General features: G+C 42.6%; 20 protein-coding genes and 1 pseudogene. 7 read left to right on the top strand and 14 right to left on the bottom strand.

Going from position 1 to position 25375, the window contains the following annotated elements; genetic code table 11:
- Positions 1 to 27: 27 nt before the first annotated feature.
- The 3 genes from D9603_RS01200 to argR all read right to left on the bottom strand — a co-directional run bounded on the left by D9603_RS01200 (position 28) and on the right by argR (position 3805).
- Positions 28 to 2118: a hypothetical protein gene (locus tag D9603_RS01200; RefSeq protein ID WP_128729743.1), complete on the bottom strand. Its 2091-nt coding sequence runs from the start codon at positions 2116 to 2118 to the stop codon at positions 28 to 30.
- A 262-nt stretch (positions 2119 to 2380) separates the two neighbouring features.
- Positions 2381 to 2992 carry an OB-fold-containig protein gene (locus D9603_RS01195; protein ID WP_128729742.1) on the bottom strand — a complete coding sequence of 204 codons (612 nt, stop codon included), beginning with the start codon at positions 2990 to 2992 and terminating at the stop codon, positions 2381 to 2383.
- 345 nt (positions 2993 to 3337) lie between these two features.
- On the bottom strand, positions 3338 to 3805 hold the full coding sequence (gene argR, locus D9603_RS01190; protein WP_125250967.1) for a transcriptional regulator ArgR: 468 nt from the start codon (positions 3803 to 3805) through the stop codon (positions 3338 to 3340).
- A 241-nt stretch (positions 3806 to 4046) separates the two neighbouring features.
- On the opposite strand from argR, the gene mdh reads away from it, so the two are divergent.
- Positions 4047 to 4979: a malate dehydrogenase gene (mdh, locus tag D9603_RS01185; RefSeq protein WP_125250966.1), complete on the top strand. Its 933-nt coding sequence runs from the start codon at positions 4047 to 4049 to the stop codon at positions 4977 to 4979.
- Positions 4980 to 5059: 80 nt separating this feature from the next.
- Here the strand turns inward: mdh and serA are convergent, their stop codons facing one another.
- The 5 genes from serA to D9603_RS01160 all read right to left on the bottom strand — a co-directional run bounded on the left by serA (position 5060) and on the right by D9603_RS01160 (position 9922).
- Positions 5060 to 6289 carry a phosphoglycerate dehydrogenase gene (gene serA, locus D9603_RS01180; RefSeq protein WP_125250965.1) on the bottom strand — a complete coding sequence of 410 codons (1230 nt, stop codon included), beginning with the start codon at positions 6287 to 6289 and terminating at the stop codon, positions 5060 to 5062.
- 11 nt (positions 6290 to 6300) lie between these two features.
- Complete coding sequence (gene rpiA, locus D9603_RS01175) at positions 6301 to 6954, bottom strand: ribose-5-phosphate isomerase RpiA (protein ID WP_125250964.1); 654 nt, start codon at positions 6952 to 6954, stop codon at positions 6301 to 6303.
- A 106-nt stretch (positions 6955 to 7060) separates the two neighbouring features.
- Positions 7061 to 7687 (bottom strand): 5-formyltetrahydrofolate cyclo-ligase, encoded by a 627-nt coding sequence (locus tag D9603_RS01170; RefSeq protein ID WP_128729741.1) that lies wholly within the window; start codon positions 7685 to 7687, stop codon positions 7061 to 7063.
- Positions 7684 to 8217: a hypothetical protein gene (locus tag D9603_RS01165; RefSeq protein ID WP_128729740.1), complete on the bottom strand. Its 534-nt coding sequence runs from the start codon at positions 8215 to 8217 to the stop codon at positions 7684 to 7686. The genes D9603_RS01170 and D9603_RS01165 overlap by 4 nt, the downstream gene beginning before the upstream one ends.
- Before the next feature lie 193 nt (positions 8218 to 8410).
- Entirely contained in the window at positions 8411 to 9922 is a 1512-nt protein-coding gene (locus tag D9603_RS01160) for a carboxypeptidase (RefSeq protein WP_128729739.1), read from the bottom strand.
- Between the two features lie 274 nt (positions 9923 to 10196).
- Between D9603_RS01160 and D9603_RS01155 the strand changes: the two genes are divergently transcribed.
- From D9603_RS01155 to mrcB, 4 genes and pseudogenes are all read left to right on the top strand, one after another.
- The gene (locus D9603_RS01155; RefSeq protein WP_128729738.1) at positions 10197 to 11426 is read left to right on the top strand and encodes a diguanylate cyclase; all 1230 of its coding nucleotides are present in this window, start codon (positions 10197 to 10199) and stop codon (positions 11424 to 11426) included.
- Positions 11427 to 11614: 188 nt separating this feature from the next.
- Positions 11615 to 11953, top strand: coding sequence for a P-II family nitrogen regulator (locus tag D9603_RS01150; protein ID WP_125250959.1), 339 nt, complete (start codon positions 11615 to 11617; stop codon positions 11951 to 11953).
- 13 nt (positions 11954 to 11966) lie between these two features.
- The gene (locus tag D9603_RS01145; RefSeq protein WP_128729737.1) at positions 11967 to 13196 is read left to right on the top strand and encodes an ammonium transporter; all 1230 of its coding nucleotides are present in this window, start codon (positions 11967 to 11969) and stop codon (positions 13194 to 13196) included.
- 233 nt (positions 13197 to 13429) lie between these two features.
- Positions 13430 to 15752, top strand: a pseudogene (gene mrcB / locus D9603_RS01140) (penicillin-binding protein 1B).
- 127 nt (positions 15753 to 15879) lie between these two features.
- Here the strand turns inward: mrcB and D9603_RS01135 are convergent.
- The 5 genes from D9603_RS01135 to D9603_RS01115 form a co-directional block, all read right to left on the bottom strand.
- Positions 15880 to 17721 carry a methyl-accepting chemotaxis protein gene (locus tag D9603_RS01135; RefSeq protein ID WP_128729736.1) on the bottom strand — a complete coding sequence of 614 codons (1842 nt, stop codon included), beginning with the start codon at positions 17719 to 17721 and terminating at the stop codon, positions 15880 to 15882.
- 132 nt (positions 17722 to 17853) lie between these two features.
- Positions 17854 to 19134, bottom strand: coding sequence for a glutamate-1-semialdehyde 2,1-aminomutase (gene hemL, locus D9603_RS01130; RefSeq protein ID WP_128729735.1), 1281 nt, complete (start codon positions 19132 to 19134; stop codon positions 17854 to 17856).
- Between the two features lie 12 nt (positions 19135 to 19146).
- The gene (locus D9603_RS01125; protein WP_125250954.1) at positions 19147 to 20163 is read right to left on the bottom strand and encodes an aspartate carbamoyltransferase; all 1017 of its coding nucleotides are present in this window, start codon (positions 20161 to 20163) and stop codon (positions 19147 to 19149) included.
- 123 nt (positions 20164 to 20286) lie between these two features.
- On the bottom strand, positions 20287 to 20721 hold the full coding sequence (locus tag D9603_RS01120) for a CopD family protein (protein WP_128729734.1): 435 nt from the start codon (positions 20719 to 20721) through the stop codon (positions 20287 to 20289).
- Positions 20722 to 20757: 36 nt separating this feature from the next.
- On the bottom strand, positions 20758 to 22440 hold the full coding sequence (locus tag D9603_RS01115; protein ID WP_128729733.1) for a chloride channel protein: 1683 nt from the start codon (positions 22438 to 22440) through the stop codon (positions 20758 to 20760).
- A 190-nt stretch (positions 22441 to 22630) separates the two neighbouring features.
- Here D9603_RS01115 and erpA point away from each other — a divergent pair, with 190 nt between their 5' ends.
- Both erpA and D9603_RS01105 read left to right on the top strand, forming a co-directional pair.
- The gene (erpA, locus tag D9603_RS01110) at positions 22631 to 22969 is read left to right on the top strand and encodes an iron-sulfur cluster insertion protein ErpA (RefSeq protein ID WP_088529908.1); all 339 of its coding nucleotides are present in this window, start codon (positions 22631 to 22633) and stop codon (positions 22967 to 22969) included.
- A 732-nt stretch (positions 22970 to 23701) separates the two neighbouring features.
- A complete protein-coding gene (locus D9603_RS01105) occupies positions 23702 to 23944 on the top strand; it encodes a helix-turn-helix transcriptional regulator (RefSeq protein WP_125250951.1) in 243 nt (80 codons plus the stop codon).
- A gap of 42 nt (positions 23945 to 23986) precedes the next feature.
- Here the strand turns inward: D9603_RS01105 and D9603_RS01100 are convergent, their stop codons facing one another.
- Positions 23987 to 25372 carry an MFS transporter gene (locus D9603_RS01100; protein WP_128729732.1) on the bottom strand — a complete coding sequence of 462 codons (1386 nt, stop codon included), beginning with the start codon at positions 25370 to 25372 and terminating at the stop codon, positions 23987 to 23989.
- Positions 25373 to 25375: the final 3 nt, after the last annotated feature.

The following is a 25375-nucleotide window of genomic DNA, read 5'->3' as shown; positions in this document are numbered from 1 at the left end:
AGCCAAGATTTTGGCCCCTTTGCTTGATTACTCTACAGGTTCGTTTTGTTTACTGGCATTTAATGAACCACCAAGTAACTTGAGTAACTGCTGTTTATCCGCATCTGAGCTGCTGCTCAGTTGTTGGAAAAACTTACTCATGTTGATGTTCTTTAGTGTTTCAGAAGACGCATTGGCACCTGCTAGCACCCCTTTTAGATCATCCATTAGGTTGCGCTCACCATTTAAGTGATCTTTGAATACAGTTTGCACAGTCTTGCTTTCCCCAACTAAGCCATCGATAGACTTACCTACGGTAATCGCATTCATGAACTGGTTAAAGAACTGACCGTCGCCACCCATAAAGTTAATATCAGCACCGCTTAGTGCTTTGCCTAACACATCTGCTTGGCTTGCTGAAACTTGTTTATTTGCCTCGATATTCGCCAGTGTCAGTTCTTTTTGCTGATTTAGTTGCAGTGTGAAGGCTTCGTATTCACGAGCATCGTTATCCATCTTGTTAAGCGCTTCAAGCTTTTCTGTGAGACCCTTTGCCTCAGCTGACATTCTGCGTTCAAGATTGATGGCTTCCGCCTCACCTTGTTTTTCAATGGCGTCAGCCATGGCTGTCTGCACTTCGGCTTCTGCCATACCAATGTCACGCTTGCCTTGTGCTTCAGCTTCAAGTCTTTGTCTTAGTACTTGTGCTTCTGTTTCACCTTGCAGTGCATTAGCGGTTGCTTTCGCTTTGATAATATCGGCTTCAGCAAGCCCTGATGCTGCTGCTTCAACTTGCGAAGCTTCTGCCAATATCTTCTTCGACTCAGCTGTCTGATTTGCAATACGTAGCTCTGCTGAAGCCATTTTTTCCATTTCACGGGCTTTAAACTCAGCTGCTTGCTCTTTGGCCTTTGCCGCTTCAATATCTTTCACTAGAGCTTCTTCGGCCTCTGCTTGCGCAAGAATAATTTTGGCTTGCTTTTGACGCTCAGCATCAGCAATACACTGTACATCTTTGATACGCTCTTGCTCTTCTGCGACGGTCTTCTCGACAGCAACGCGTTCACGCTGAACGTCAGCAATTTCTTTTTGCTCAACCTCAAGAGCTTTGGCTTTTTGAATACGTAAAATTTCGGTTTCGCGCTCGCGTTCGATGATTTCAATTTCTCGTGAGCGTGCCACTTTCTCTTCTTCAATGGCAAGCAAGCGAAGGCGGTTTTGCTCCGCTACGTCGATTTCACGTTGTTTGTTATGCTCAGCAATCGCGATTGCTTCATCGGCTTTTAAACGAGCCTCTTCGGCTTTTAAGCGTTCTTCATGTTTCACGCGCTCCGCTTCAGCAGCTTCTCTTGCACGCACCGATTCAATTTCACGACGTTGTTTTGCGCTTGCATCTTCTCTTTGACGCTCAACTTCTGCGGCTTTTTCGAATGCAGCTTGGTTTTGATTGTCGATCTGCGCTTTCTCATCACATTTAAGCTGATTGGTTTCAACGTTTTGCCTAGAGGTTTTTTCGGTAATACGACGAATACCTTCAGCGTCGAGGATGTTATTTGGATCTAGTTTATCAATAGAAGTTTGCTCAAGGTAATCAATCGCGACATCTTCTAATGTATAGCCCGATAAATCCTGGCCAATCACCTCTTTAATTGCATCACGGAATTCATTACGGTGAGTAAACAACTCCTCAAAGTTCATACGTTTACCTACTGTTTTCAAGGCTTCTGAGAATTTGGCCTCAAACAGTGCTTGCAAGGTTTCTGGTGCTGATGCGCGAGCGCAACCTACTTGCTTTGCAACACGTAGAATGTCTTCTTTATTTTCGTTGACGCGGATATAAAAGGTAATGGCAATATCGGCACGGATATTGTCTTTACAGATGAGGCCGCTGTTATCACGGCGCTCTAATACCATGCGATTAGTTGAAATATCCATCACTTCCATTTTGTGGATCACGGGTAATACAACACCGCCTGTGGTAGTAACATCAGGCTCATTTTTCATTTTGTTGATGATTAATGCCTGACCCTGCTCAACCTTACGGTAGAATTTACCTATTAAAAGTAAAATGGCGAATATGATTACAATGGCTATTCCCGCGATTGCGAGTACCGGTCCGAGGTTATTTAGAAATTCCATGCTTGTTCCTGCTTTGCGCTATATAGTTTGAACCAGAAGTAGTGGCTCGTGTTTTAATTCCGTTGTTTTGTATGTTTCACCCATTGCATTGATAGTTATGTTCCTGCTGCAAATAGATAGGTGACTAAGTACGCTCTGTGTAAAGCTGTTGGCTAGATAAAAAGGCTGTTGAGTCCGATTTAACAAGCACTTTATTTTTACTTCAGATACGAGTTAATTGTGTGTTCTACTCTGTCACTAATTGAGCAGAGTAAGTGGGCAATTACCAAGGTTTAGCTGCAACCGTGTAGCTATGGGTCGTGATGTCATGGTCAATAAGTAACGCACTGTCTCCTATGGTGAAGGTATTGTCTTCGTCTGAACGGATCTCAATCAGTTGTTCAGTACCCTGAATATATACTCTGGCTTGACCAAAGGTGCTACTTACGCGTGACGTGGCGATGGTACACTCAAGTCCAACCAGCGCATGTTTTGAAGTGGTTTCTTGGCTTTCAAAAAAGCGTCGTAAAGGCCTTACCAACAGCGCGGTAAGTGGTAAAGCTACGATAAGGCTGGCGAGCATGAATACTGTACCTATCAAATAATAGGAAATACCATTACCGAGCAAATAAGCAAAAAGCTGCTGAGTATATAAACTGATAATCCAGCCAAGCGATATAATAATGCTCAGTGAGATACTCAGTGGCACTCCACCAAATGCGAGTTGCCAATACGAGCTACTTGAAGCAGTGTTCGCTTCAATATCAACATCACTCTCTAAAATATCGAGATCTACCAAGCCCAGCAGAGCTATTATCCAAAATAAGATGACGATCAATAGTAAGGTTGAAAAAATGATCGTAGGAAAAGTAAATGCTGTATTTAAAAATTCCATTTGCGCTCCTTAACTCCTCGTATTTACTTTGTGCTCAGCAAATAATTAGAAAAGGCTGCGTGTTCATGGGTTTTTGCTTTCACGACTTGACAGCGCATTGCATTATAGCTGAACGAGGGATAATCGATATGCTGTGTTGCTGATAATACTCAATAGATAATTGGTATAAAACAAGCTGTCCCTCTTGTAAGGTGAGAAATAGTCACCCTGTGTATCTAAAGTTGCCACAATGAGACATATTATGTCAACTAAATATTTGCTGTTGTTTTAACCCATTTGTTTAGCTGTGTGCAATAAGCTGAGGCGGGGAAATCGCGCCAGTTGTGATACCAGCGCGGCGAAGTATTATACGTTATCAAATAGTGTCTTTACTTTATCTAGGGTCACGTCTATTTCTGATATTTTAGCTGGTGCAATAAAAATAGTATCGTCACCGGCTATGGTACCTAGTACACCATCTGCTGTGCCAAGAGAGTCCAATAATCGCGCGATTAGCTGGGCAGCTCCTGGGCTGGTGCGAATAATGATCATCATTTCATTGTGCATAATGTCTACGACTAGTTGGCGTAGTGGGCTTTTTGCCGTGGGCACGCTCATCTCAGCTGGTAAACAATAAACCATTTCCTGCTTTGCATTACGGGTTCTTACAGCGCCAAACTTGCTAAGCATACGGGAGACTTTACTTTGACTAACATTGTCAAACCCTTGTTGTTTGAGCGCATCAACAATTTCACCTTGAGAGCCAAAGTTTTCTTCTTTTAGAATCGCTTTAAATGCTTTGATAAGTGCTTCTTGTTTTTCTTGCGGCTGCATAGTTTATCTTCTTTTACGGCTAATTTTTAAATTCTACACAAAACCGTAAGGATCCCCAAATTTGCGCGACCAAAATCGCTGTCGTAAAGCATTGGCGCACAAAGTGTCGCGATCTTTACACTTTTACTTAAGACATTAGTCAAAAAATCTTGAAAATAGCCGTGATATATTTGTGTTTACCTGCGCTTTTCATTATCTTTACTGCACACTCAATTCCACCTTCAAATTATGGAGAATTCACATGAAAGTTGCTGTATTAGGTGCCGCTGGCGGTATCGGTCAAGCTCTATCTTTATTGCTTAAAAATGGTCTACCAGCTGGCTCTGAGTTAGCGCTTTATGACGTTGCACCTGTTGTACCTGGTGTTGCAGTTGACTTATCTCACATCCCAACTGCGGTAACTGTTGCAGGTTATGGTAAAGATGACCTAGACCCAGCACTAGCTGGTGCTGACGTAGTGCTTATCCCTGCTGGTATGCCGCGTAAGCCGGGTATGGACCGTGCTGATCTATTCAATGTAAATGCTGGTATCATCAAAACGCTTGCTGAAGGTATTGTTAAAAACTGCCCTAAAGCACTTGTCGGTATCATTACAAACCCAGTAAATGGCACGGTACCAATCGTTGCTGAAGTATTCAAAAAAGCAGGAACTTATGATCCAGCTCGTGTATTCGGTGTAACAACGCTTGACGTTATCCGCGCTGAAACTTTTATCGCAGAGCTAAAAGGTCTAGATGTTTCTGAAGTTAAGATCCCAGTAATTGGTGGTCACTCAGGTACTACAATTCTGCCTCTTCTTTCTCAAGTTGAAGGTGTTGAGTTTACTGACGAAGAAGTTGCTTCACTTACTACTCGCATTCAAAACGCAGGTACTGAAGTGGTTGAAGCAAAAGCTGGTGGCGGCTCAGCGACATTGTCTATGGGTGCAGCAGCAGCACGTTTCTGTTTCTCGCTAGTGAAAGGCCTGCAAGGTGAAGAAGTGTTAGAATACGCCTATGTTGAAGGTAACACAGGCGATGCTACATTCTTCGCTCAGCCAGTTATCCTTGGCAAAAACGGTGTAGAGAAGTTACTTCCTTACGGTGAGCTAAGTGCGTTTGAGCAAAAAGCAAAAGACGACATGCTAGCGACACTTGAAAAAGACATCAAAGAAGGTGTTGATTTCATGGCTTAAGCCAGACTGATACAAAAAACCAGTCGCTTTTACAGTGACTGGTTTTTTTATGCCTGAGGTTTACCCTCACACTGTTGGGTTTAGTGAAGAATACGAGCTCTTAGCGTACCTTCTACTGCGCTCAGCTCTTTCAACGCAACTTCTGAATGGTCGCTATCGACATCGATGACAACATAACCGATCGACTCGTCTGTTTGCAGATACTGCGCGGCGATGTTGATACCATGCTGAGCAAATGCTTGGTTAATTTGAGTCAGCACACCAGGGCGGTTGACATGCACATGCAGTAAACGGCTTCTGTTCGATAGCTCAGGTAATGATACTTCAGGGAAGTTCACGGCGGTGACTGTTGAGCCATTATCAGAGTATTTTGTGAGCTTGCCAGCTACTTCTACACCGATATTTTCTTGTGCTTCTTGGGTTGAGCCACCAACATGTGGGGTCAGTAGTACATTGTCAAATTCACGCAGTGGTGAGACAAACTCTTCGTTGTTCGACTTAGGCTCTACTGGGAAGACATCTATTGCCGCGCCGGATAGCTTTTTACCCGCTAATGCCTCTGCTAAGGCGTCAATATCAACAACAGTACCACGAGAAGCGTTGATCAGAATTGCACCTTGTTTCATGACTTCGATTTCAGCCATACCGATGAGGTTTTTCGTTTGTGGCGTTTCTGGTACATGTAAACTAACCACATCAGCACGCTGTAATAATTGCGTCAGAGTTGGGAGCTGGGTTGCATTTCCTAGGGTAAGTTTATCCTCAATATCGTAGAACTCGACATTCATGCCGATATTTTCAGCCATTATGCCAAGCTGAGTACCGATATGGCCATAACCAATAATACCCAGTGTTTTTCCGCGAGCTTCGAAGGAGCCATCGGCCGACTTATCCCATTCACCACGGTGTGCTTTGGCATTGCGCTCAGGAATACGGCGAAGTAATAACAAGATTTCACCCAACACCAGCTCTGCAACCGAGCGAGTATTAGAAAATGGCGCATTGAACACAGCGATACCGCGCTGTTTTGCAGCATTTAAGTCAACTTGGTTGGTACCGATACAAAAGCACCCAATCGCAACTAGCTTTTCAGCTTGCGCTAACACGGTTTCTGTTAAGTGTGTACGAGAGCGGATCCCGACAAAGTGGGCGTCTTTGATCCGCTCGATAAGCTCAGGCTCCGGTAAGGATGTTTTGACATAGTCTATATTGCTGTAGCCGTTGCGCTTTAGTGTTTCTACCGCACTTTGGTGCACACCTTCTAACAACAAAATTCGAATTTTATCCTTTGATAACGAAACCTTGCTCATCTGTAATCTCACTAGTTGATTTTAGGCCCTTCTTCGGTGCCTGTTATAACAACGTCAGCGCCACGTGAGGCAAATAAGCCATTGGTGACAACGCCAACAATCTGGTTAATTTTTTCTTCAAGCGCTTTTGCTGCGCTAATTTCTAGGCCGTGTACATCTAAAATAACGTTGCCGTTATCTGTAGTGACACCTTGGCGGTACACAGGGTCGCCGCCAAGCTTAAGTAATTCTCTCGCTACATAACTGCGTGCCATCGGGATCACTTCAACTGGCAACGGAAAAGCGCCCAAAGTGTCGACATGTTTGGTGTTATCAACAATACAAACAAACTTTTTAGCGACGGCAGCGACAATTTTTTCACGTGTGAGTGCCGCACCACCGCCTTTTATCATCTCGTTTTGACTGTTTATCTCATCTGCGCCATCGACATATACTGCAAGTTCTGACACATCGTTTAGCTCAAAGACTTCAATGCCAAGTGCTTTTAGTTTTTCCGTCGATGCTTCAGAACTGGAAACCGCCCCCTTGATATTGTCTTTGATGCTTCCTAACGCATCAATAAAGTGGTTAACGGTGGAACCTGTTCCAACCCCAACAATCGTATTTTCTTCTACGTAGTTTAAGGCTGCCCACGCTGCGGCTTTTTTCATTTCATCTTGAGTCATAACGCTACACTTAGTTGTTATTGAAGTTGCACAGAGTATAACTCAATCAAAGTGGTAGCGTCATGGTCAAAAGCAGCGCTAATCGCGCTTAACTTGTTGCACTCTATTATTGTTCCGGCCAGGTATATAAGCGGGTTGGTGTAAGAATAGTTGGCAGTGGGATATCCCAAGCTTCGGTCGGTAAGCTTAAAACGCGCTGACAGTCATGAGCCAGCCCCATCAAGGTTGGCTTATCTCGCTGCTCAGCATAATGTAACGCCAATGTTCTATCATAATATCCACCACCCATACCTAAGCGGTTTCCATGCTCATCAAAAGCGACTAACGGCATCAATAGTAAATCTAACGATGCAAGAGGCGCCACGGCTGAGCAATCTAGCTTAGGCTCCAAGATAGCATAGCGATTTGTCTTCATGGGTGAGTTTTTTTCATACTTCTGAAAGAGTAAGTTAGTGTGGTTAAATGGGTGTATTATAGGTAGGTAAACTTGATGTTTTTTAGACCAAAGTGATTGAATTAAAAGGGATGTGTCTAGTTCTCCATCATTTTGTAAATAGACACCTATACGGGCGTTATTTGGTAAGTTTACATGTTGAAAAAAATTGATATTTAATTGTGTAGCTGCAACAGATTGCTCTATTGAAGATAGCGAGTTTCTACGTTTTCTAATGGTTTTTCTCAACTCACCCCTAGTAAGTTGAGAATTATTAATGTTGTTATTAGATTTACTCATTCTATTGCAAGCAATTCAGGGAAAAATAAGCTGATACCAAGCAAAATAAATAAAATAATCAGCACCGCGAGTAGATAATAAAGCCAAGTTTTTGATTTCGCTGGTGGTGCAGGCTCGTACTCGAGCTCGTCGAACAGATCAGTAGACTCCCAGTCATCTTCTTCTTTATCTGTGGCTTCATGTTGTTGAGTAGGAGCGAGGCGCTGCTCTATGTCTTCTAAGCGCTCTTCAATTCTTATTAGGCTACTTGTAATGTAGTCAAGCGCTTCAAAAACTCTCTCCTGATCTGGATTTGATACGGCAGCAGAGGAATGAGCGTGCAGCTTGGCAGTGATCCCGACACTGGCTAATAGTTTGATCTGTTTGAGTGCTTTGGTTTTATCACTGGGGGCAAATAAAGCTTTTCCAGCATAAAACTGCTGAATTTTCGATGGCGAGGTTTTTAACCTTTCAGCGAGGATCGCCGCAGCACTTTGCTGATCTTTACCGTCGGCCATGCCAACGAAGACGACTTTAAACTGCTCGTTCATGGTGCGTGCCTAAGTTGTAAATAGATAGTATTAAGTATATCTAGATTATAGGTAACTGTAGAAAGATAAAAGGAAATTTTTATTATTAGGGCCTGTTGATCTTTCAAGTTTGTTTTTGTAGCAGTTTGATAGGTATTTATACAGGGCAGAGCCTAAAATAGTGGCCACATTTGCAGCCACTACTTAATGAAGATTAGTAAAGTGCTGACTGTCCCACTTTTGGTATGGTGTTTTGAATGAAGCGGCGGAGATCTTCATTGGATGCTTCTAAGTCTTCGTGACGTAGGTACATCATATGTCCAGAGCGGTAACCTTTGAAGGTTAACCTGTCTCGCATCTTCCCGCTAGGATCTAGTTGCCACATATTATATTTAGCATCAAAGTAATTAGTCGCACCATCGTAGTAGCCAGACTGAGTAAGTACATGGAGGTAAGGGTTTTGTGCCATGGCTAATCTGAGCTGCTCACCGACATTATTGTCGCTATTATCCCAAGGATGAACCGCACCAAACATATTGTACTTTACATCTGTTTTATAATTGAGTTCAGTCGCAAAATAGTGATTAATTGCCGGTGTAAATGAGTGCAACCAAGATGTAAGCTCAGGCCAATAGTCAGGGCGGGATCCTGCATCTCTTTTATCAATACCGAGATAGCGAGAGTCTAGTCTACCTATAGTGCGACCGCGGTCGCGCAATAGCTCTTTCCAAAATGCAGCAGTAGGAATGTCGAGATTATTTTGAGCAACGAAACGCTCATTTAAGCCGCTATATTTAGCAACAGTTTTGATAACACTTTGTTTTTCCTGTTCGCTGATAAATGCTCCTTTGGCGAGTGCTGGGAGGTATTTGTCGATAGTATATGCTTCTACTTCTGCTAGCACCTCAGGTAGGTCTTTACTTTGAAGTTCGGTTGGCAGGGCCTTATGATACCACGCAGCAGCTGCGTAATAGGGTAAACGGTTAGCAACTTTTACTGGGCCTTGACGCTTGAGCCCAATGTCGGTTGGAGATACCAGAATAACGCCGTTTAAATATAACCACTGCTTGTTTTGCATAGCGTGTGCGAGTCCTGCAACACGCGTGGTACCATAGCTTTCACCAATTAAATACTTAGGTGATAACATGCGCTCATTACGATGAATGAAGGTATTTAGCCACTCCGCTAAATATTTTATATCGGCGTTTATTCCAAAAAACATTTTTGTTTGTTCTGGTTTACTGGGATATTTACCTTCAGCATTTTTAAGAACCCGGGAATAGCCAGTATTGACCGGATTGACATATACAATGTCTGCGACATCTAAAACAGAATACGGATTATCTTTTAAACCGTACGGTTGTTGCGGATAACCTTCGTCATCTATTTTTAATACTCTTGGTCCAGTATAAGCGATGTGCATCCATACAGACGCAGAGCCCGGACCACCGTTGAAAGAAATTAATAGTGGACGTTCGCTTACTTCTTTTATATTTTTACGCTGGTAGTAGGTGTAATGTAGTGTGGCGATTGCTTCACCTTTTTCATTCCACACCGGCTGCGTCCCCGTTGTTGCCGTATAGTTTATACGCTTGCCTTTAATTTCAACGCGGTGTTCTGTTGTGATTTTATGATCTATCTCAATGGTGCGGTTGTGTTGTTCAGCTATGCTAGGCAATGAAAACAAAGCACAACTTAAAAACACAAATGACAGTATTTTGTTCATGGCTTCCTCAATAAAACGGTAAGGTATTGCGGCATTAAAAAAGTATTTTAGGTGAAATTCAAAGTCATTGAGACAAACAGAGTAAAAAAACAGCTAGTTTGAAGATAACTGTTCTCAACTCATTTATTATTATGTAACAAATTTGTCTGCTGCTGGTTTTTTTTAGTCCTAGATTCGCGTATATTTAATACTTAATTATGTAGTAATAAAGTATTTAGCCTCGTTAAATTCTTGTTTCACTGCGCTTCTCGTTGTACTTAAGAGATCTCAATCCATGCAAAGAATTCTAATTGTTGAAGACAGTAAGGTCGTACAGCAGGTATTACGACACCTTGCCGCTCAATATCTTGATGTCGCAATTGATTTTGCTTGGTCACTCAAGGAAAGTAAGGCCTTTTTGAGCCAGCATGAATATACATTGGCGCTGGTAGATTTAACGCTGCCCGATGCGATGGACGCAGAAGTTGTGCAGCTTACGCTCAGTCATCAGATCCCAACGGTGGTGTTAACATCGAAAATTGATGAATATAGTCGCCAGCAAATGCTTGAGATGGGGGTGGTAGATTATGTCATCAAAGACAACCGCGATTCTTATCTATACGCAGTCAAGCTTGCATCTCGCCTGTTAAGAAACCAAGGGTGCAAAGCACTAATCGCCGATGATTCAGTGATTAGTCGTGTAGTTATGAAGCAGATGTTAGAAAAGCAGCTTTTTACTGTACTAGAAGCACAAGATGGTGCTGAAGCATTGGAAATGCTGCTCGGAGATCACGATATTAAGTTACTACTTACTGACTTTGCGATGCCAACAATGGACGGCTTTGAGTTGGTAAAGTCGGTGCGAAATAGTCGCGGTCGAGATGAACTTGCCATTATTGGTTTATCTGGGGCAGGCAGTCATGGGCTGTCGGCAAAGTTTATCAAATACGGTGCAAATGACTTTTTGGCGAAACCATTTATGAGTGAGGAGTTCCATTGTCGAATTATGCAAACAATGGAGCAGCTTAATTTGATTGCGGAAATCAAAGAGTATGCGCACAGAGACTATCTGACAGGGTTGTACAATCGCCGATACTTTTGCCAACACGCTGAGCGCCTAATAAAAAATAAACCCAACCAGCATATTCTTGCTTTACTCGACCTCGATCACTTTAAGTCGATTAATGACCAATATGGCCATGAAAGTGGCGATGAAGTACTTAAACAGGTCGCTGACTTATTACGCAGTGCTTTTGGGCGTTACATAGTCGCTCGAATTGGCGGTGAAGAGTTTGCGCTATTGATCCCAAGCTCAGATCTTAATCGAGCAAAGCAAATGTTAGAAGATTTCCGAGAGCGTTTAGCTAAACAAACGTTTACGATTGTGCAGGGGAAATACCGATGCACTATCAGTATAGGTATGGCGGCGTGTCAATCAAATACGCTGAGTGAGGTGATGCGTAAAGCCGATAAAGCGCTATATCAAGCTAAAGATAAGCAGCGAAATTGTGTTATTGCGCATTAATATTGCTTTAGTATAGAGTTTTGCACCAACCCAGTTCAGACTTAATAACAATGCACCTAGATGGTGCATTTTTTATGCGTAAAAAGTGCGGTTCAGTATTAATTCATTGTTAATTAAGGAATAAAAAATTTGGCATAAAGGTTGGATTACAGCATGTAACAGGATCAACTGTCCTAAGGGGACTTAGTATGAAAATGATAAGTGCAATAATAAAACCATTTAAACTCGACGAAGTGCGCGAAGCGTTGGCCGACTTGGGGATTGAAGGGATGACGGTTGTTGATGTCAAAGGCTTTGGACGTCAACGTGGTCACACCGAGTTATATCGCGGTGCTGAGTATCAGGTCGATTTTATACCGAAAATAAAAATAGAAATTGCGACCTTGGCTGAAAATGCAGAACGTGTAGTAGAGACAGTAACAAAGGCAGCTTTCACTGGCAAAATTGGTGATGGAAAAATCTTTGTATATGACTTAGACCAAATCGTTCGGATCCGTACCGGCGAACTTGATGAAGAAGCGATTTAAGGGGATCCTAACGATGGAAAATACAATTATAGAACTCAAATTCTCATTAAATACTTTTTATTTTTTAATTTCGGGTGTGCTGGTGATGTGGATGGCAGCAGGTTTTGCCATGCTAGAAGCTGGACTTGTTCGTTCCAAAAACACCACTGAGATACTAACCAAAAACGTCGCGCTTTACGCGATAGCTTGTACTATGTATCTGCTTATTGGTTATAACATTATGTATGTTGATAACGCTGAGGGTGGTGTCCTGCCAAGTATTGGCGCGTTAATCGGAAGCGCCGCTACTGATGCGGATCATGCGTTGCAGTCTGACTTTTTCTTTCAAGTTGTCTTTGTGGCTACCGCGATGTCTATTGTTTCTGGTGCGGTAGCTGAGCGAATGAAATTGTGGGCATTTTTAGCGTTTTGTGTTGTGCTTACCGGCTTTATTTATCCTCTTGAAGGGTATTGGACTTGGGGTGGAGGATTTTTATCTGAGCTTGGATTTGTGGATTTTGCAGGTTCTGCCATTGTGCATGGCGCTGGCGCCGCTGCGGCCTTAGCAGGAGTATTATTACTCGGTGCACGTAAAGGCAAGTATGGTAAAAATGGCGAGGTTTATCCTATTCCTGGCTCAAATATGCCACTAGCCACACTTGGTACGTTTATTTTGTGGATGGGGTGGTTTGGCTTTAATGGCGGCTCACAATTATTTTTGGCAGATAAGGAAAATGCCATTGCAGTAAGTCAAATTATGCTCAATACCAATGCCGCAGCCGCTGCGGGGGCGGTGGCGGCTTTATTAGTATGTAAAATGATGTGGGGTAAAGCAGATTTAACAATGGTGCTAAACGGTGCATTAGCTGGCTTAGTAACGATTACCGCAGAGCCTGCTTCACCGACACCGGTACTGGCTCTTATCCTTGGTGCGCTTGGCGGAGCACTTGTGGTATTTAGTATTATTGCGCTAGATAAGGCTAAAATTGATGACCCAGTAGGAGCAATTTCAGTGCACGGTGTTTGTGGAGCATTAGGAGTGATGATGGTGCCATTTTCAAACTCAGACGCCACATTTCAAGGTCAAGCGGTTGGACTTGTGACGATTCTTGGCTTTGTGTTTATCACATCCTACATTGTGTGGAGTGTACTTAAGGCAAGTATGGGGATCCGAGTTGGCGAAGAGGAAGAGCTGAGCGGAATGGATCAACATGACTGCGGCGTAGATGCCTACCCAGAGTTCGTGACAGTTCGCGGACAGTAATACTTATTGGCTCTAGGTCAATATGTGAGGAGTGGTTTATTTTATGTTTACAATGGTTTGCTTAATATAAGACAAAGTCAGTGAACAGATAAGCCGCTCTTAGAGTTCTCGTTGTCTAAATAAAGTGAGTCCAGTGGGCTCACTTTTCTTATTCACCGTGATTGTGCTTTCAGCAGTTGTTAATTTAGGTTACTCTACTATCTTGCAATTCACTTTTCAGTTTTATTTGGGTCATGACGGACAAAAAGAAAACAACACCGACCAAAAAATCAAACGTCAAAGCGAGCACTTCACGTAAAAAAAAAGACCCAACCTGCTAGCACTAAGATGCAAAAAGTTAAGCGTAAAATATTAAGCGCGACATGGTCTTTTGTGTGGAAAGGCACTGTAGCGATGATATTTGTCGTGGCAATGTATGTTATCTATCTAGATGCAAAAATAAGCAGGCAATTTGAAGGAAATAAATGGGAACTGCCGGTTCAAGTGTATGCCAGAGCAATGCAGTTTTTTCCTGATCAATACTTGAATGAAAAAGAGGTATTATGGGAGTTAAAACGGCTTAACTACTCCCGTGTAAATCGTATTAGCCGTACCGGTCAATATACGGTACAAGGTCGCACTATCACCATTCACCGTCGAGCATTTGAATTTTATGATGGGCCTGAAAATGCGCGTATTTTTACCCTAAATTTTGCTAGTAAAAAGCTTGCAAGTATTGTTGATAATCAGGGACGACGTTTATCCGCTGCTCGCCTTGAGCCTGTGCAAATAGCACGTATTGGTAACGAAACTCGCCAAGATAGAGAGTTTGTACCTTTTGATAAGTTTCCCAATATTCTCAAAGAAACATTGTTAGTGGTGGAAGATAGAAACTTTTATGACCATCACGGCGTTTCTGTGCTGTCGATTTTGCGTGCGCTCTATACCAATATAAAAGCAGGGCGCACGGTGCAAGGTGGAAGTACGTTAACTCAGCAGTTGGCAAAAAACTTTTATCTTACTCGTGAGCGTACACTGATTCGTAAAGTGAATGAGGCATTTATCGCGTTAATTTTGGACTTTCGCTACAGTAAAGATGAAATTCTGGAAGCCTATTTAAATGAAGTGTTTTTAGGTCAAGCGTATAACCAAGGCGTGCATGGCATGGGGTTAGCGGCAGAGTTTTATTTTGCAAAGCCTGTAGATGAATTAGAGTTCGACCAGATTGCAATGCTCATTGCAATGGTCAAAGGTCCTTCTTTTTATAATCCCAGACGTTACCCTGAACGGGTGATGGAAAGACGTGACCTAGTGTTACGATTAATGGTAGAAAACGGCTTAATTACAACGCCTGAATATCGCGTAGCATTGGCGCGACCGATTGATGTTGAGCCTTTAAAAGCCAGTCGTTTACAGTCGTATCCTGGATATCTAGAGTTGGTTAACCGCGAGCTGAAACAGCTAGTTCCTGATGATAGCCTGATTGACTCCGGACTGAGAATATTCACGTATCTAGATTTACAAAAACAAACGGCAATGGAGGAAGCGGTTAAAAAGGGATTACCATATTTAGAACGCCGCTTTAAAACTGAAGATCTAGAGACCGCAATGTTATCTGTTAACGTTGAAAAGGCTGGCGTGTCAGCACTAGTTGCCGGTAGGCAATTAAAGTTTTCAGGGTTTAATCGGGTGCTGGATACAGAGCGAAACATAGGCTCATTAGTAAAACCTGCTATTTATTTGAGTGCATTAGCTAATCCAAATTATCACTTAGGTATGCTATTGGATGATAACCCGCTGGAAGTGACAGATGGCTCAGGTAAAGTGTGGTCGCCAGAAAACTTTGACCATAAATTTAGAGGCAAAGTCCCTATGTTTGATGCTTTTAGTAATAGTATTAATATTCCTGCTGTGAACTTAGGCTTGGATGTCGGAGTAAACCGCGTAGCACAAACATTAAATGAGCTTGGGGTCGATAAGTCTATCACGCTTTATCCATCGTTACTGTTAGGGGCATTGGAATTATCTAGCTTAGATGTGGCACAAGCCTATACAACGATTGCGGCTGATGGCAAACATAGTGAATTAACAAGTGTTATGGCAATCACGGATTCAATCGGTAAATTGCTTTACGACCATAGAGTGAAAAAACAGCAAATATTAGACCCAGAAGCTGTGTATATGACGAAGTACGGACTAAAAAGGGTGACGAAGAAGGGAACAGCTAAGCGTTTAAACTTACATTTCCCTTCTATCCAGCTAGCAGGTAAAACAGGGACGAGTAATGATTTACGCGATAGTTGGTTTGCAGGGTTTGACCAAAATACAGTGACAGTGACTTGGATAGGAAGAGATGATAATAAACCAACGGGGCTGACAGGAAGTCAAGGTGCACTCGAACTTTACATTCGTTACCTCAAACCACTTAACCCTCAAGCTATTGTGGATGAACGCCCTGATTCAATCCGTTGGGCATTCATTAACCCTAAAACAGGTAAACAATCACCTCCTAGTTGTGGCCCTGTTGTGCAGTTGCCTATTCGATCGAGTATGTTTGAGCCAAGACCTAGGTGCTAATCCTAACCTTTGTTTAATATACTGAGTCTATAGATAATCTATAAGTCAAAAAAGCGATTGGTTTGGTACAAGCCAATCGCTTCTGCTTTACTCCCACATATTGAGTAATGATTACGGCTAAATGCTATTACGTTCTAAATTTGTCAATTTCCCTATTTAGGGTTTGCGATAGGGTACCGAGTTTTTTAGCGTCAGCTTGTGTTGCTCTAGCTGAACCTAATGTGTGCTGCGCTAAATTGTTGATATCTTGAGAGCCACTGAGTGCATGTTCGGTCGCCTGTGTTTGCTGCTGAACAAGTTGACTAATGAGTTTTCCTTGCTCGTCAATATCACGCATACTTTGCTCTGCATGCTGTAACACATTATTTGTTTCATTGGCAGCGGTGACGCTCTGTGCCATATTCTCTTCACTGCTGCGCATTTTATTTTGGGTATCTTTAGAGGCCGCTTGCAAGGACTGGATTATATTGTGTATTTCTTCCGTCTGCTGCTGAGTTCTTTGCGCTAGGGTACGGACTTCATCTGCAACTACCGCAAACCCGCGACCTTGCTCACCAGCTCGTGCGGCTTCTATTGCAGCATTTAGCGCCAGTAAATTAGTCTGCTCCGCAATTTCTCTAATCGCAGAACTTACTTGACTGATATTTTGCGTATCTTCGGCAAGCTTATCTAATGATGCCCGGCTTTGTTGAAACTCTGTCTGTAACTCTGTCATTTGTCCCGCAAGCGTTGTGGTATTGATACTACTTTGCTTGACGTGCTGAGCGGCAACTGATGCCAATTCAGTTGCATTAAATGCAGCATCTTCCACTGAGCGTGCGGACTGTGCCATATTTTCAAGTGAGTGGTGAATCGATTGGATCTTACTCTCTTGCTGCGCCACATCTTTTTCGGTGTCTTGGCTTATTTGATTGAGTGTTTTCGTTGCTTGTTGTAGTTCGTTGCTCGTGAGCTTGACGTTACCAAGTAGCGATATAAAAGCGTCTAAAACCGCGTTAAATTGATCAATAATTTGGCTTAATTCATCAGAGCCTATCGTCTTAGCTTTAACACTCAAATCTCCACTTGCTGCACTTTGTGCCGCTTTTGAGAAAGTGGTAATGGTTCCGATGACAGATAAGTAAAAACCAATCATAAGATAAATAGCCAGCAATAGCGCAAGGATAGATGCAATCGCTACAGTGTTTCTGATCCATTGTTGTTGGCTTTGCTTTTCAGCAACTAATGCTGCCAACGTGGGAGTGGCTATGTTAACAAACTGCTTAATAGTTTGACTAGCTTGCTGATAATGTCGATTGAATTGCGATTGTGATAGCGCTAACTCGTCTGGATCAAGTAGCCCTGTTTTAACCGCACTTTGATAGTTTGACAAGCTAGCATTGAGATCTGCTAGAGATTGATTTAATTGTTTTTTTAGTTGTTTATTATGATTCATCGCGATGTTTAGCGTTCCTGAAAACTGCTTTATTACCGCAGGCAAGCCTTTATGTAAGTTAGATAGAGCGATAAAACTGTCAGGAGTAAAGCTTCCTCTGCTGATCACGCGTCGTGCTTGCACTTCAATTTGATTAATTTGTGCGATTAACTGAGGAGTAGACTCTACCAATGTACGATTGAGATAATTACGGCCAAGATCATCGTCAACCGCGAGCTGAGAGGCTATTGAAAGCTGCTCAAGTGCACTGGCATTTGGCGCGCTGAACGAAGGTAATTTGGCTTGCTTAAGTAGGCTGGTGTTATTCGCACTATCACCATCTAGAATGTTTCCTAACATTTGAGGGTAGAATGTGAGCCCTTGTCGCTGCATATCACTGACGGAAATCGAGTGATTGAGCACACCATTGAGAAAAAACAAGCTGAGGCTTAAAGGTAATAACAACAGGCCAAAAACAACTGCCATTTTGGTTTTATATTGCAAACTTGCCATCAAGCGAGTTGCAGGGTTAACTATGGTATTGAATCCAGCCATCACTTCCTCTGTATGAATAGTCTATTTCAAAGATACGGTACAAGTAGACCGAATCTTTTCAAAAGTTTATTCAAAGGGTAGCTGAAAAAACAAAAAAAGCCCTGAGCGGGCTTTTTAAATGATTAATTTTATTTATAGTTTGGCAAATGCACGCTTTGCTGCACCAATAGTTTTGGCAATTTCTTCATCAGAGTGCATCGTACTCACAAAACCAGCCTCAAATGCTGATGGAGCCAAGTACACGCCTTCATCAAGCATTAAGTGGAAGAATTTTTTGAAACGCGCCAAATCGCATTCTGTTGCTTGTTGGTAACTTGTCACTTTCTCAGCTTCAGTAAAGAAGAAACCAAACATGCCACCAGCATAGTTTGTGGTGAGTGCAATACCAGCCTCATCAGCAGCGGCTTGGAAGCCTTCACACAATGCTTTACTTTTTGCTTCAAGCTCTTCGTGTAAGCCATGCTCTGAAAGTAGCTCTAGTGCTTTTAAGCCGGCCGCCATAGCGATTGGGTTGCCAGATAACGTCCCTGCTTGATAAACCGGGCCCACAGGAGCGATGTAGTCCATGATTTCTTTTTTACCACCAAACGCACCGACAGGCATACCGCCGCCGATCACTTTGCCTAAACAGGTAAGATCAGGTTGGATGTTGTAGTACTGCTGAGCCCCCCCTAGTGCAACCCGAAAACCGGTCATAACTTCATCAAAAATAAGGACACTTTGATTGTCAGTACAGATTTCGCGTAGCCCCTCTAAAAAGCCTTCAACAGGAGGAATACAGTTCATGTTACCTGCGACAGGCTCAATGATCACACAAGCGATTTGGTCTTTGTACTGATCAAATATAGCTTTTACTTCGTCTAGGTTATTGAATGAAACCGTTAACGTGTGTTTGGCAAAATCAGCCGGAATACCCGGTGAGTTAGGTACACCCATAGTCAGTGCGCCAGAGCCAGCTTTTACCAGTAGAGAGTCGGCATGACCATGATAACAACCTTCAAACTTCAAAATCTTGTCACGGCCAGTGTAGCCACGAGCAAGGCGGATAGCACTCATTGTTGCCTCAGTACCAGAGCTTACCATACGCACTTTTTCAATGGAGGGAACCAACGCTTTTACTTTTTCCGCCATTAAAATTTCAGTTTCAGTCGGAGCACCGTAAGATAAGCCATTTTCAACGGCATCAAGTACTGCTTGCTTAATTTCGGGGTGATTATGACCCAAGATCATCGGACCCCAAGAGCCTACATAATCAATGTATTGTTTACCATCGGCATCAAAGGTATGAACGCCTTGTGCTTTGGTAATGAATAGTGGTGTGCCACCAACGCCATTAAATGCGCGAACTGGAGAGTTTACGCCACCTGGAATTGAGTCGAGGGCACGTTCGAATAAATCTTGACTGATTGTCATTGTCGATCCTTTTTAGCTTTCACGTTTGCGGCTAAACCAAGGTACATCCACCTCGTATTTTTCCACTTGGTTTTCAACACCTAGCGTTAAGGCAAAAAGTGCCATACGGATCAATACACCATTTTGTACTTGGCGGAAGATAGCTAGGTTGTCATTATTATTTAGGTCATTATCAAGTTCATTTGCATCACTGCGGCTATCTCGTGGCAGTGGGTGCATTAAAACTGAGCTAGGTTTACAGTGTGCGTCATAAATTGCCTGGCTTATTCTAAAGCCGCCACGGTATTTATTTGCTTCTTCTTGAGAAGGGAAGCGTTCTTCTTGAATGCGAGTTTGATAAACAATATCAGCAGCTAGATTACCTTCCATTTTTGATACCAGTTCAACCTTATGCCCAGCATTATCAACCACATCTAAAATTGATTGTGGCATTTGTAAGCCGTCAGGGGCAACCATGGTAAAACGGATATCTTTGTAATGGCTGAGCAGCTTTGATAACGAGTGCACGGTGCGGCCATATTTTAAGTCACCGACTAAGGCGATGTGCATACCATCAATTCCTGCACCAAATCGGCCAAGCTCGCGATCAATGGTGAGCAAATCTAAAAGCGCTTGTGTTGGGTGTTCATTTGGACCATCGCCACCGTTGATAACGGGTACATCCGATCCTGTTGCAAATTCAGCGACTGAGCCGGCATCAGGGTGACGCATCGCGACAGCATCAGCATAAGCCGAGATCACGCGGGCAGTATCATATAAAGATTCACCTTTGGCTAATGCTGAGCTTTGCATACCTGTGGTTTCGCGAACCAAACCACCTAGCAAGTTGAACGCAGTACCAAAACTCACACGTGTTCTGGTACTTGGTTCAAAGAATAAATTTGCCAAAATCGCGCCATCAAGTACTTGAGTGCGTTTTTGCTTTTTAGCATAGGGTTCCATTTTTTTAGCAATGGAGAAGATGTGTTCAATAGAATCTCTGTCTAGTTGATTGACAGAAAGAATGTTTTCACCTTGGAAACTGAACATGTGGCGATTCCTAAAGACAAATTGACTACCGGGTTGCAGGGCGCTCACCCAACCAGATAACACGCAGAATGTGGGCGGTTACTTGGGCGTATATTATACCCAAGTACCCCTCATAATGCACGGCTACAGTGCAGGTTTTAAGACGGCAAGAAAGACGATAGCTAATAGCAGCAGTACAGGAAATTCGTTAAAGTAACGATAAAACTTATCGCTTCTTTGGTTGCGGTCTCGTTTGAAGTCGTTGAGTAACTTAAAGCAATAGCCGTGATAAATGTAAAGTACAGTGACTATGGCGAGTTTGTAGTGCAGCCACATACTGTGTTTAAACCACTCCCTGCCATACTCAATAATGGTCAACACGCCAAATACAGCAGTAAGGATTGCAAACGGAGTGACAAAGTAGAGCAATCGTCTTTCCATTATCTTGAGCATAGAACTACAAGATTTCTCTTCAGTTAAGGCATGGTAAACAAACAAGCGTGGTAGATAAAAAATGCCTGCAAACCAAGCGATCATAAAAAAGATATGTAAGGCTTTATATGTTAACAATAAGCTCATTGTCAGTCCCAAGTAGTAAATTAAGGTAAACAGCCCCTAGAGTAGACTGTTTCTAGTGGTGAGTATGTGACGAATTTGATCCCATCGCAATAACCCAAGTATTTGTTTATTATCCTTTTGGTTATAAATGTATACCGCACCTGAGCGCTTGTCTTTTAATACATCAAAGGCATCGGCAAGTGTTGCTTGGGTACTCAAGCCTTGCAACTCTATGTAAGATACCGATACGCTTTCTTGTGAGATCAGGTTCAAATCGTATTCAGCAAGACGATAACCACTTTGTTCATCGTACACAATCAGCGGAGTTTGGCTGTCGACCGCCGATAGGGTTTCTTTTATTTGCTCTTTGTCGTCTGAATAGAGCAATTTAAAGTTTTCATCCATTTCAGCCACAATCCCTACTTTCTGTAATGCCTCTTTCGCCGGTGAAACTTGATAAGGTAGACCTTGAAAATCTAGCTGTTGGATGAATATTGAACGGTTGCCAAAAACCTGTAACGCGGTTACATAAGCGGTGGTGATCACTAACATTGCAGGCACAATAATTTTGGGATTTGAAGTCAACTCCATTACGGCGGTCAGCGCGGCAAGGGGAGCGTGTAAGGTTGCGGCAAGTAAACCTGCCATACCAAGTACGCCATAAGTGCCAGCGACATCCACACTCGGTGAAATAAATTGGGCAAAAAATGACATTAGAGTGCCCATAATTACGCCAAGTCCAATAACAGGACCAATAATCCCTCCGGGAATACCTAAGCCAATAGCAAATAAAGTAGCCAGAAGTTTGGCAATTAATATCGTGGTGAGTAGCTGTAAATTATGGGGGGACTCTACAGCTTGGGTGATGGCACTCATGCCGGAGCCCATGGCACCTGGAACCGCATAACCGATTAAACCGGCAATTAAACCCGCTAGCAATAATCGAGGAAACATGCTGATCGGTTTAAAGGTTTTAATGATAAGCATGAGGTTTTGATTAAAGGCAAAAGCGACAGCCCCTAGTGCGGCACCACAGATAATCAGGTAAGGATAGTGCCAAAAACTCAAAGGCGTAATATTAATAAGAGCTAACTCGGAATTGTTTCCAAACACATATTGTGTGCTCATTGCACCAATCACTGAGGCCAACATCACAGGTACAAAAATGTGAATTTTGTACTCCCTTAGCACCACTTCCATAACAAAAATTACAGCCGCAAGTGGCGTATTAAAGGATGCCGCAATACCGGCTGCTACCCCGCAGCCTGCCAATGTTCTTGCTGCATTTAGTGGTAAATGTAAGCGTTCAGATAAGACGCTCGCGGCGGTCGCACCCATATGAACAGATGGCCCTTCACGACCGACTGAAAAGCCACTGATCAAGGCCACTGCACCACCAAAAAATTGGTTAGCAGAGTTCCAAATCGGCATGTGACCGTAGTGGTGCTTAATGCGGTTGATCACATACGGGATCCCGAGGCGATAATGCTTAAACCCAGTAAGTGCTGCGAAAGTTGCGATGAGTAAGGCTGCTAGTACAGGTAAAAATAGTCTGTGTAACTCTGACAGCTCTGTAAAGTCATCGGGTTTATCGAGAAAAGTGCCCTGGAATAGTTCTATAGTAAGGCGAAATGTGATTATCAGCATGGCTGCGAGTAACCCTGCGGCTGCTCCTAAGAGGCACAGTTGGGCTGAGGTTTTCGGTTTAGCAAGACTTCGTCTCAGTGCATCCAGCGACATAAACGTAATTCCACGATAATTAACATCTTAAGAATACCAAATTTTTGACATTAAATCCTTGTGTTATCCCAAGTTCAGGTTACACATCCTATGTACGCATTCGAAGACTTAAAAGGGTATGACGCTATACTTGATTAAAATACTCAGGTATTAGATAATTTACAAATTACAGGATTAGGGGTCCACATCTATGTCTGAACAGTTACCAATTCAGTTTTCTGATGCAGCAGCAAGCCGTGTAAAAGAGCTAATAGAGGAAGAAGAGAACGTTAACCTTAAATTGCGTGTATATGTTACAGGCGGTGGTTGCTCTGGCTTTCAATATGGGTTTACCTTTGATGAAAAAGTTAACCCTGGTGATTTAGAAATCGTAAAAAATGGCGTTACTATGGTTGTTGATCCGATGAGCATTCAATACCTAATTGATGGCATTGTAGATTACACCGAAGGGTTAGAAGGCGCTCGTTTCTTTGTTAATAACCCAAATGCGACAACGACTTGCGGTTGTGGCGCAAGCTTTAGCGTATAACGGTAATACCTAAAGAAGTCACTCAAAGAGTCATGTTTACATGACTCTTTTTGTTTTTATAGACTCATGACTTGGTGTATAAAAGCCCAGCAATCGACCTCATAAACTTCCCGTCAGATACATCATCAGGACGAAAAAGCCCAGCACAAATGATGAAAATGCTAGGATGTATACAAAACCTTTCTTTCCTCGTTTCAGTGGCACGCCGTTTGAACGCAAAAAGAAATACCATCCAAAACACAGTAAAATTGGCAGCAAAAACAGTAGTCGAATCATTTTGTATCGGCCTCTTTTTTAACCTTTTATTGAATACTAGCTATAAGTTTTTATTTTTTAAAGAAAAATAATTTATTTCAAATACTGGTACATTTTTTAAAAAATTTGTTAAAGTGTTACTGGATATTACAGTGCTTGATGAATTAAGAAAAAGTAAAAAATTAATTAGGTGTTAACTGTTTTTTAGTCTATACCTAATTGGGTACATGGGGACAAAGCCAATTTGTCGATATGTTACAATTTATGGTTCAGTGATATGTGATCGCAACCTTAGCGTTTTAGCAGTCAATAAAAACAATTTACTGAGCAGAGCTTTGTACTGGTTTGATGTTGAGCTGGCGGAGGGTGCCGCGCTTAGCATTAAAGAGTCAACTGTGATATTTGAGCAAACACTAAATGAGACGGGCATATTTCATTTAGGTAATTTAGTCTTTCATCTAGTAGGAGATGTTTAATATGATGGGTAAAACGGTTTCTTCCGAAGAAAACGGCAAACTAACTAAGTGGCTTAAATCAAAACGCCATGAGAAGGGTCATACAATGCGTAGCCTTGCTCAAGTGCTAGGTACACCACATTCTTTCATTGGTAAAATTGAAAACCAAGAGCGTCGTTTGGATGTAATCGAGTTTTTACGTTATTGCGAAGCGCTTGAAGTTGACCCTTACGAGGGATTGCAGCTAATTAAAGAAGAGCAATAAGCGCTACGCTAGCAAAATGAAAAGGTGCAAGGAACTGCACCTCTAGCGCTTGTTAGTGTGATATGCACGTTCAATTGCATAAAGTTTGTGTCTAATGAGATATAAGAACAACAAGGATGGTAGTACCATTAGTGCTGTTAGCGCGAAAAAGACCGCCCAATTTCCTCCAAGTAAATCATCTATTACAAAACCACTATAACCCGATAGCATGGTACGTCCTAGACTCCCAAGAGAGGCGAGTAGCGCATAGTGAGTAGCGCTGAAAGCTCTATCGCAAAGCATCGAAATGAATGCAACCATGGCCACGAGCGACCAAGCTTGTGTAAATCCATCAATAATAATAGCCATCAAATATAAGTGCTCTTGCGGACCTGCTACTGCAATCCAAGAGAACATCAAGTTAGACGCTGCCATGGCAACACCACTGATAAATAGGCCTTTGACGATGCCATATTTGTGATTAAATATGCTGCCTAAAAAAGCAAATATGATAGTAATAACACCTGTTCCGAGCTTAGAGTACTGACCTATTTGGGTGTTAGTGAAGCCGATTTCTTTGTAAAAGACGATAGACATTCGAGCCAAAAACGCTTCACCAATCTTAAACATAAAAATAAAAGCAAGCAGTGCACACGCTGTTTTCACTCCATTTTTCTCGAAAAAGCGCTTAAATGGTTCTACTAAGGTTACAGCTAACCACGCTACCACCTTGGTATAGACAGAAGGTGAGCTGGCGAGTGTCAGCTTCTGCTCATAGCTTTGCTGTAACTGCGCTTGGACCTGATCTCGATGAGACTCAGGCTCTTTGGCTAAGAGTGTGATGATAAATAGACAGCAAACAACAGCACTTAAGATTTGGTAAATAATAGGCCAGCTGAATCCGGGCAAGTCGGCGATAAAAAATGGAATTGCTCCTAATAAAGCATAACCCGACCACCATCCTGACGTTGCCATCGCGGCGGCAGCGGTTGCTTTCTCGCTCTCGTTCTCGGGCAAAATATCAATACGATAAGCATCTATTGCAATATCTTGTGTTGCTGAGAAAAGCGCAATAATGAAGCACAATAATGCGGCATGTGAAAGGTGTTCCGTGATCGACACACTTGCCAGTGCAAAGGTGGCAACAATAACAATAACTTGGCAGCTAGCTATCCAGCTGCGTCTCTGACCTAACCAAGTGTGCAACAGCGGTATTTTGATTCTGTCGACGAGTGGAGACCAAAGAAAATTAATGGTGTATGCACCATAAACCAGACCAAAAAGACCTATGGTGCTTCGGCTCAAACCTTCGTCTTTGAGCCAAGCTGACATCACCGAGCCAATTAATACCCAAGGAAAACCACTACTTATTCCAAAGGCAAAAATGGTAAGTAGGCGTTTGTCCTTGTAGTAACTGAGGTACTGTGAAAAGCTAAATGATACCAACATAAC

Source organism: Pseudoalteromonas sp. PS5 (assembly GCF_004103255.1).
Classification (GTDB): domain Bacteria; phylum Pseudomonadota; class Gammaproteobacteria; order Enterobacterales; family Alteromonadaceae; genus Pseudoalteromonas; species Pseudoalteromonas peptidolytica.
This window is presented reverse-complemented; position numbering and strand designations above follow the sequence as displayed.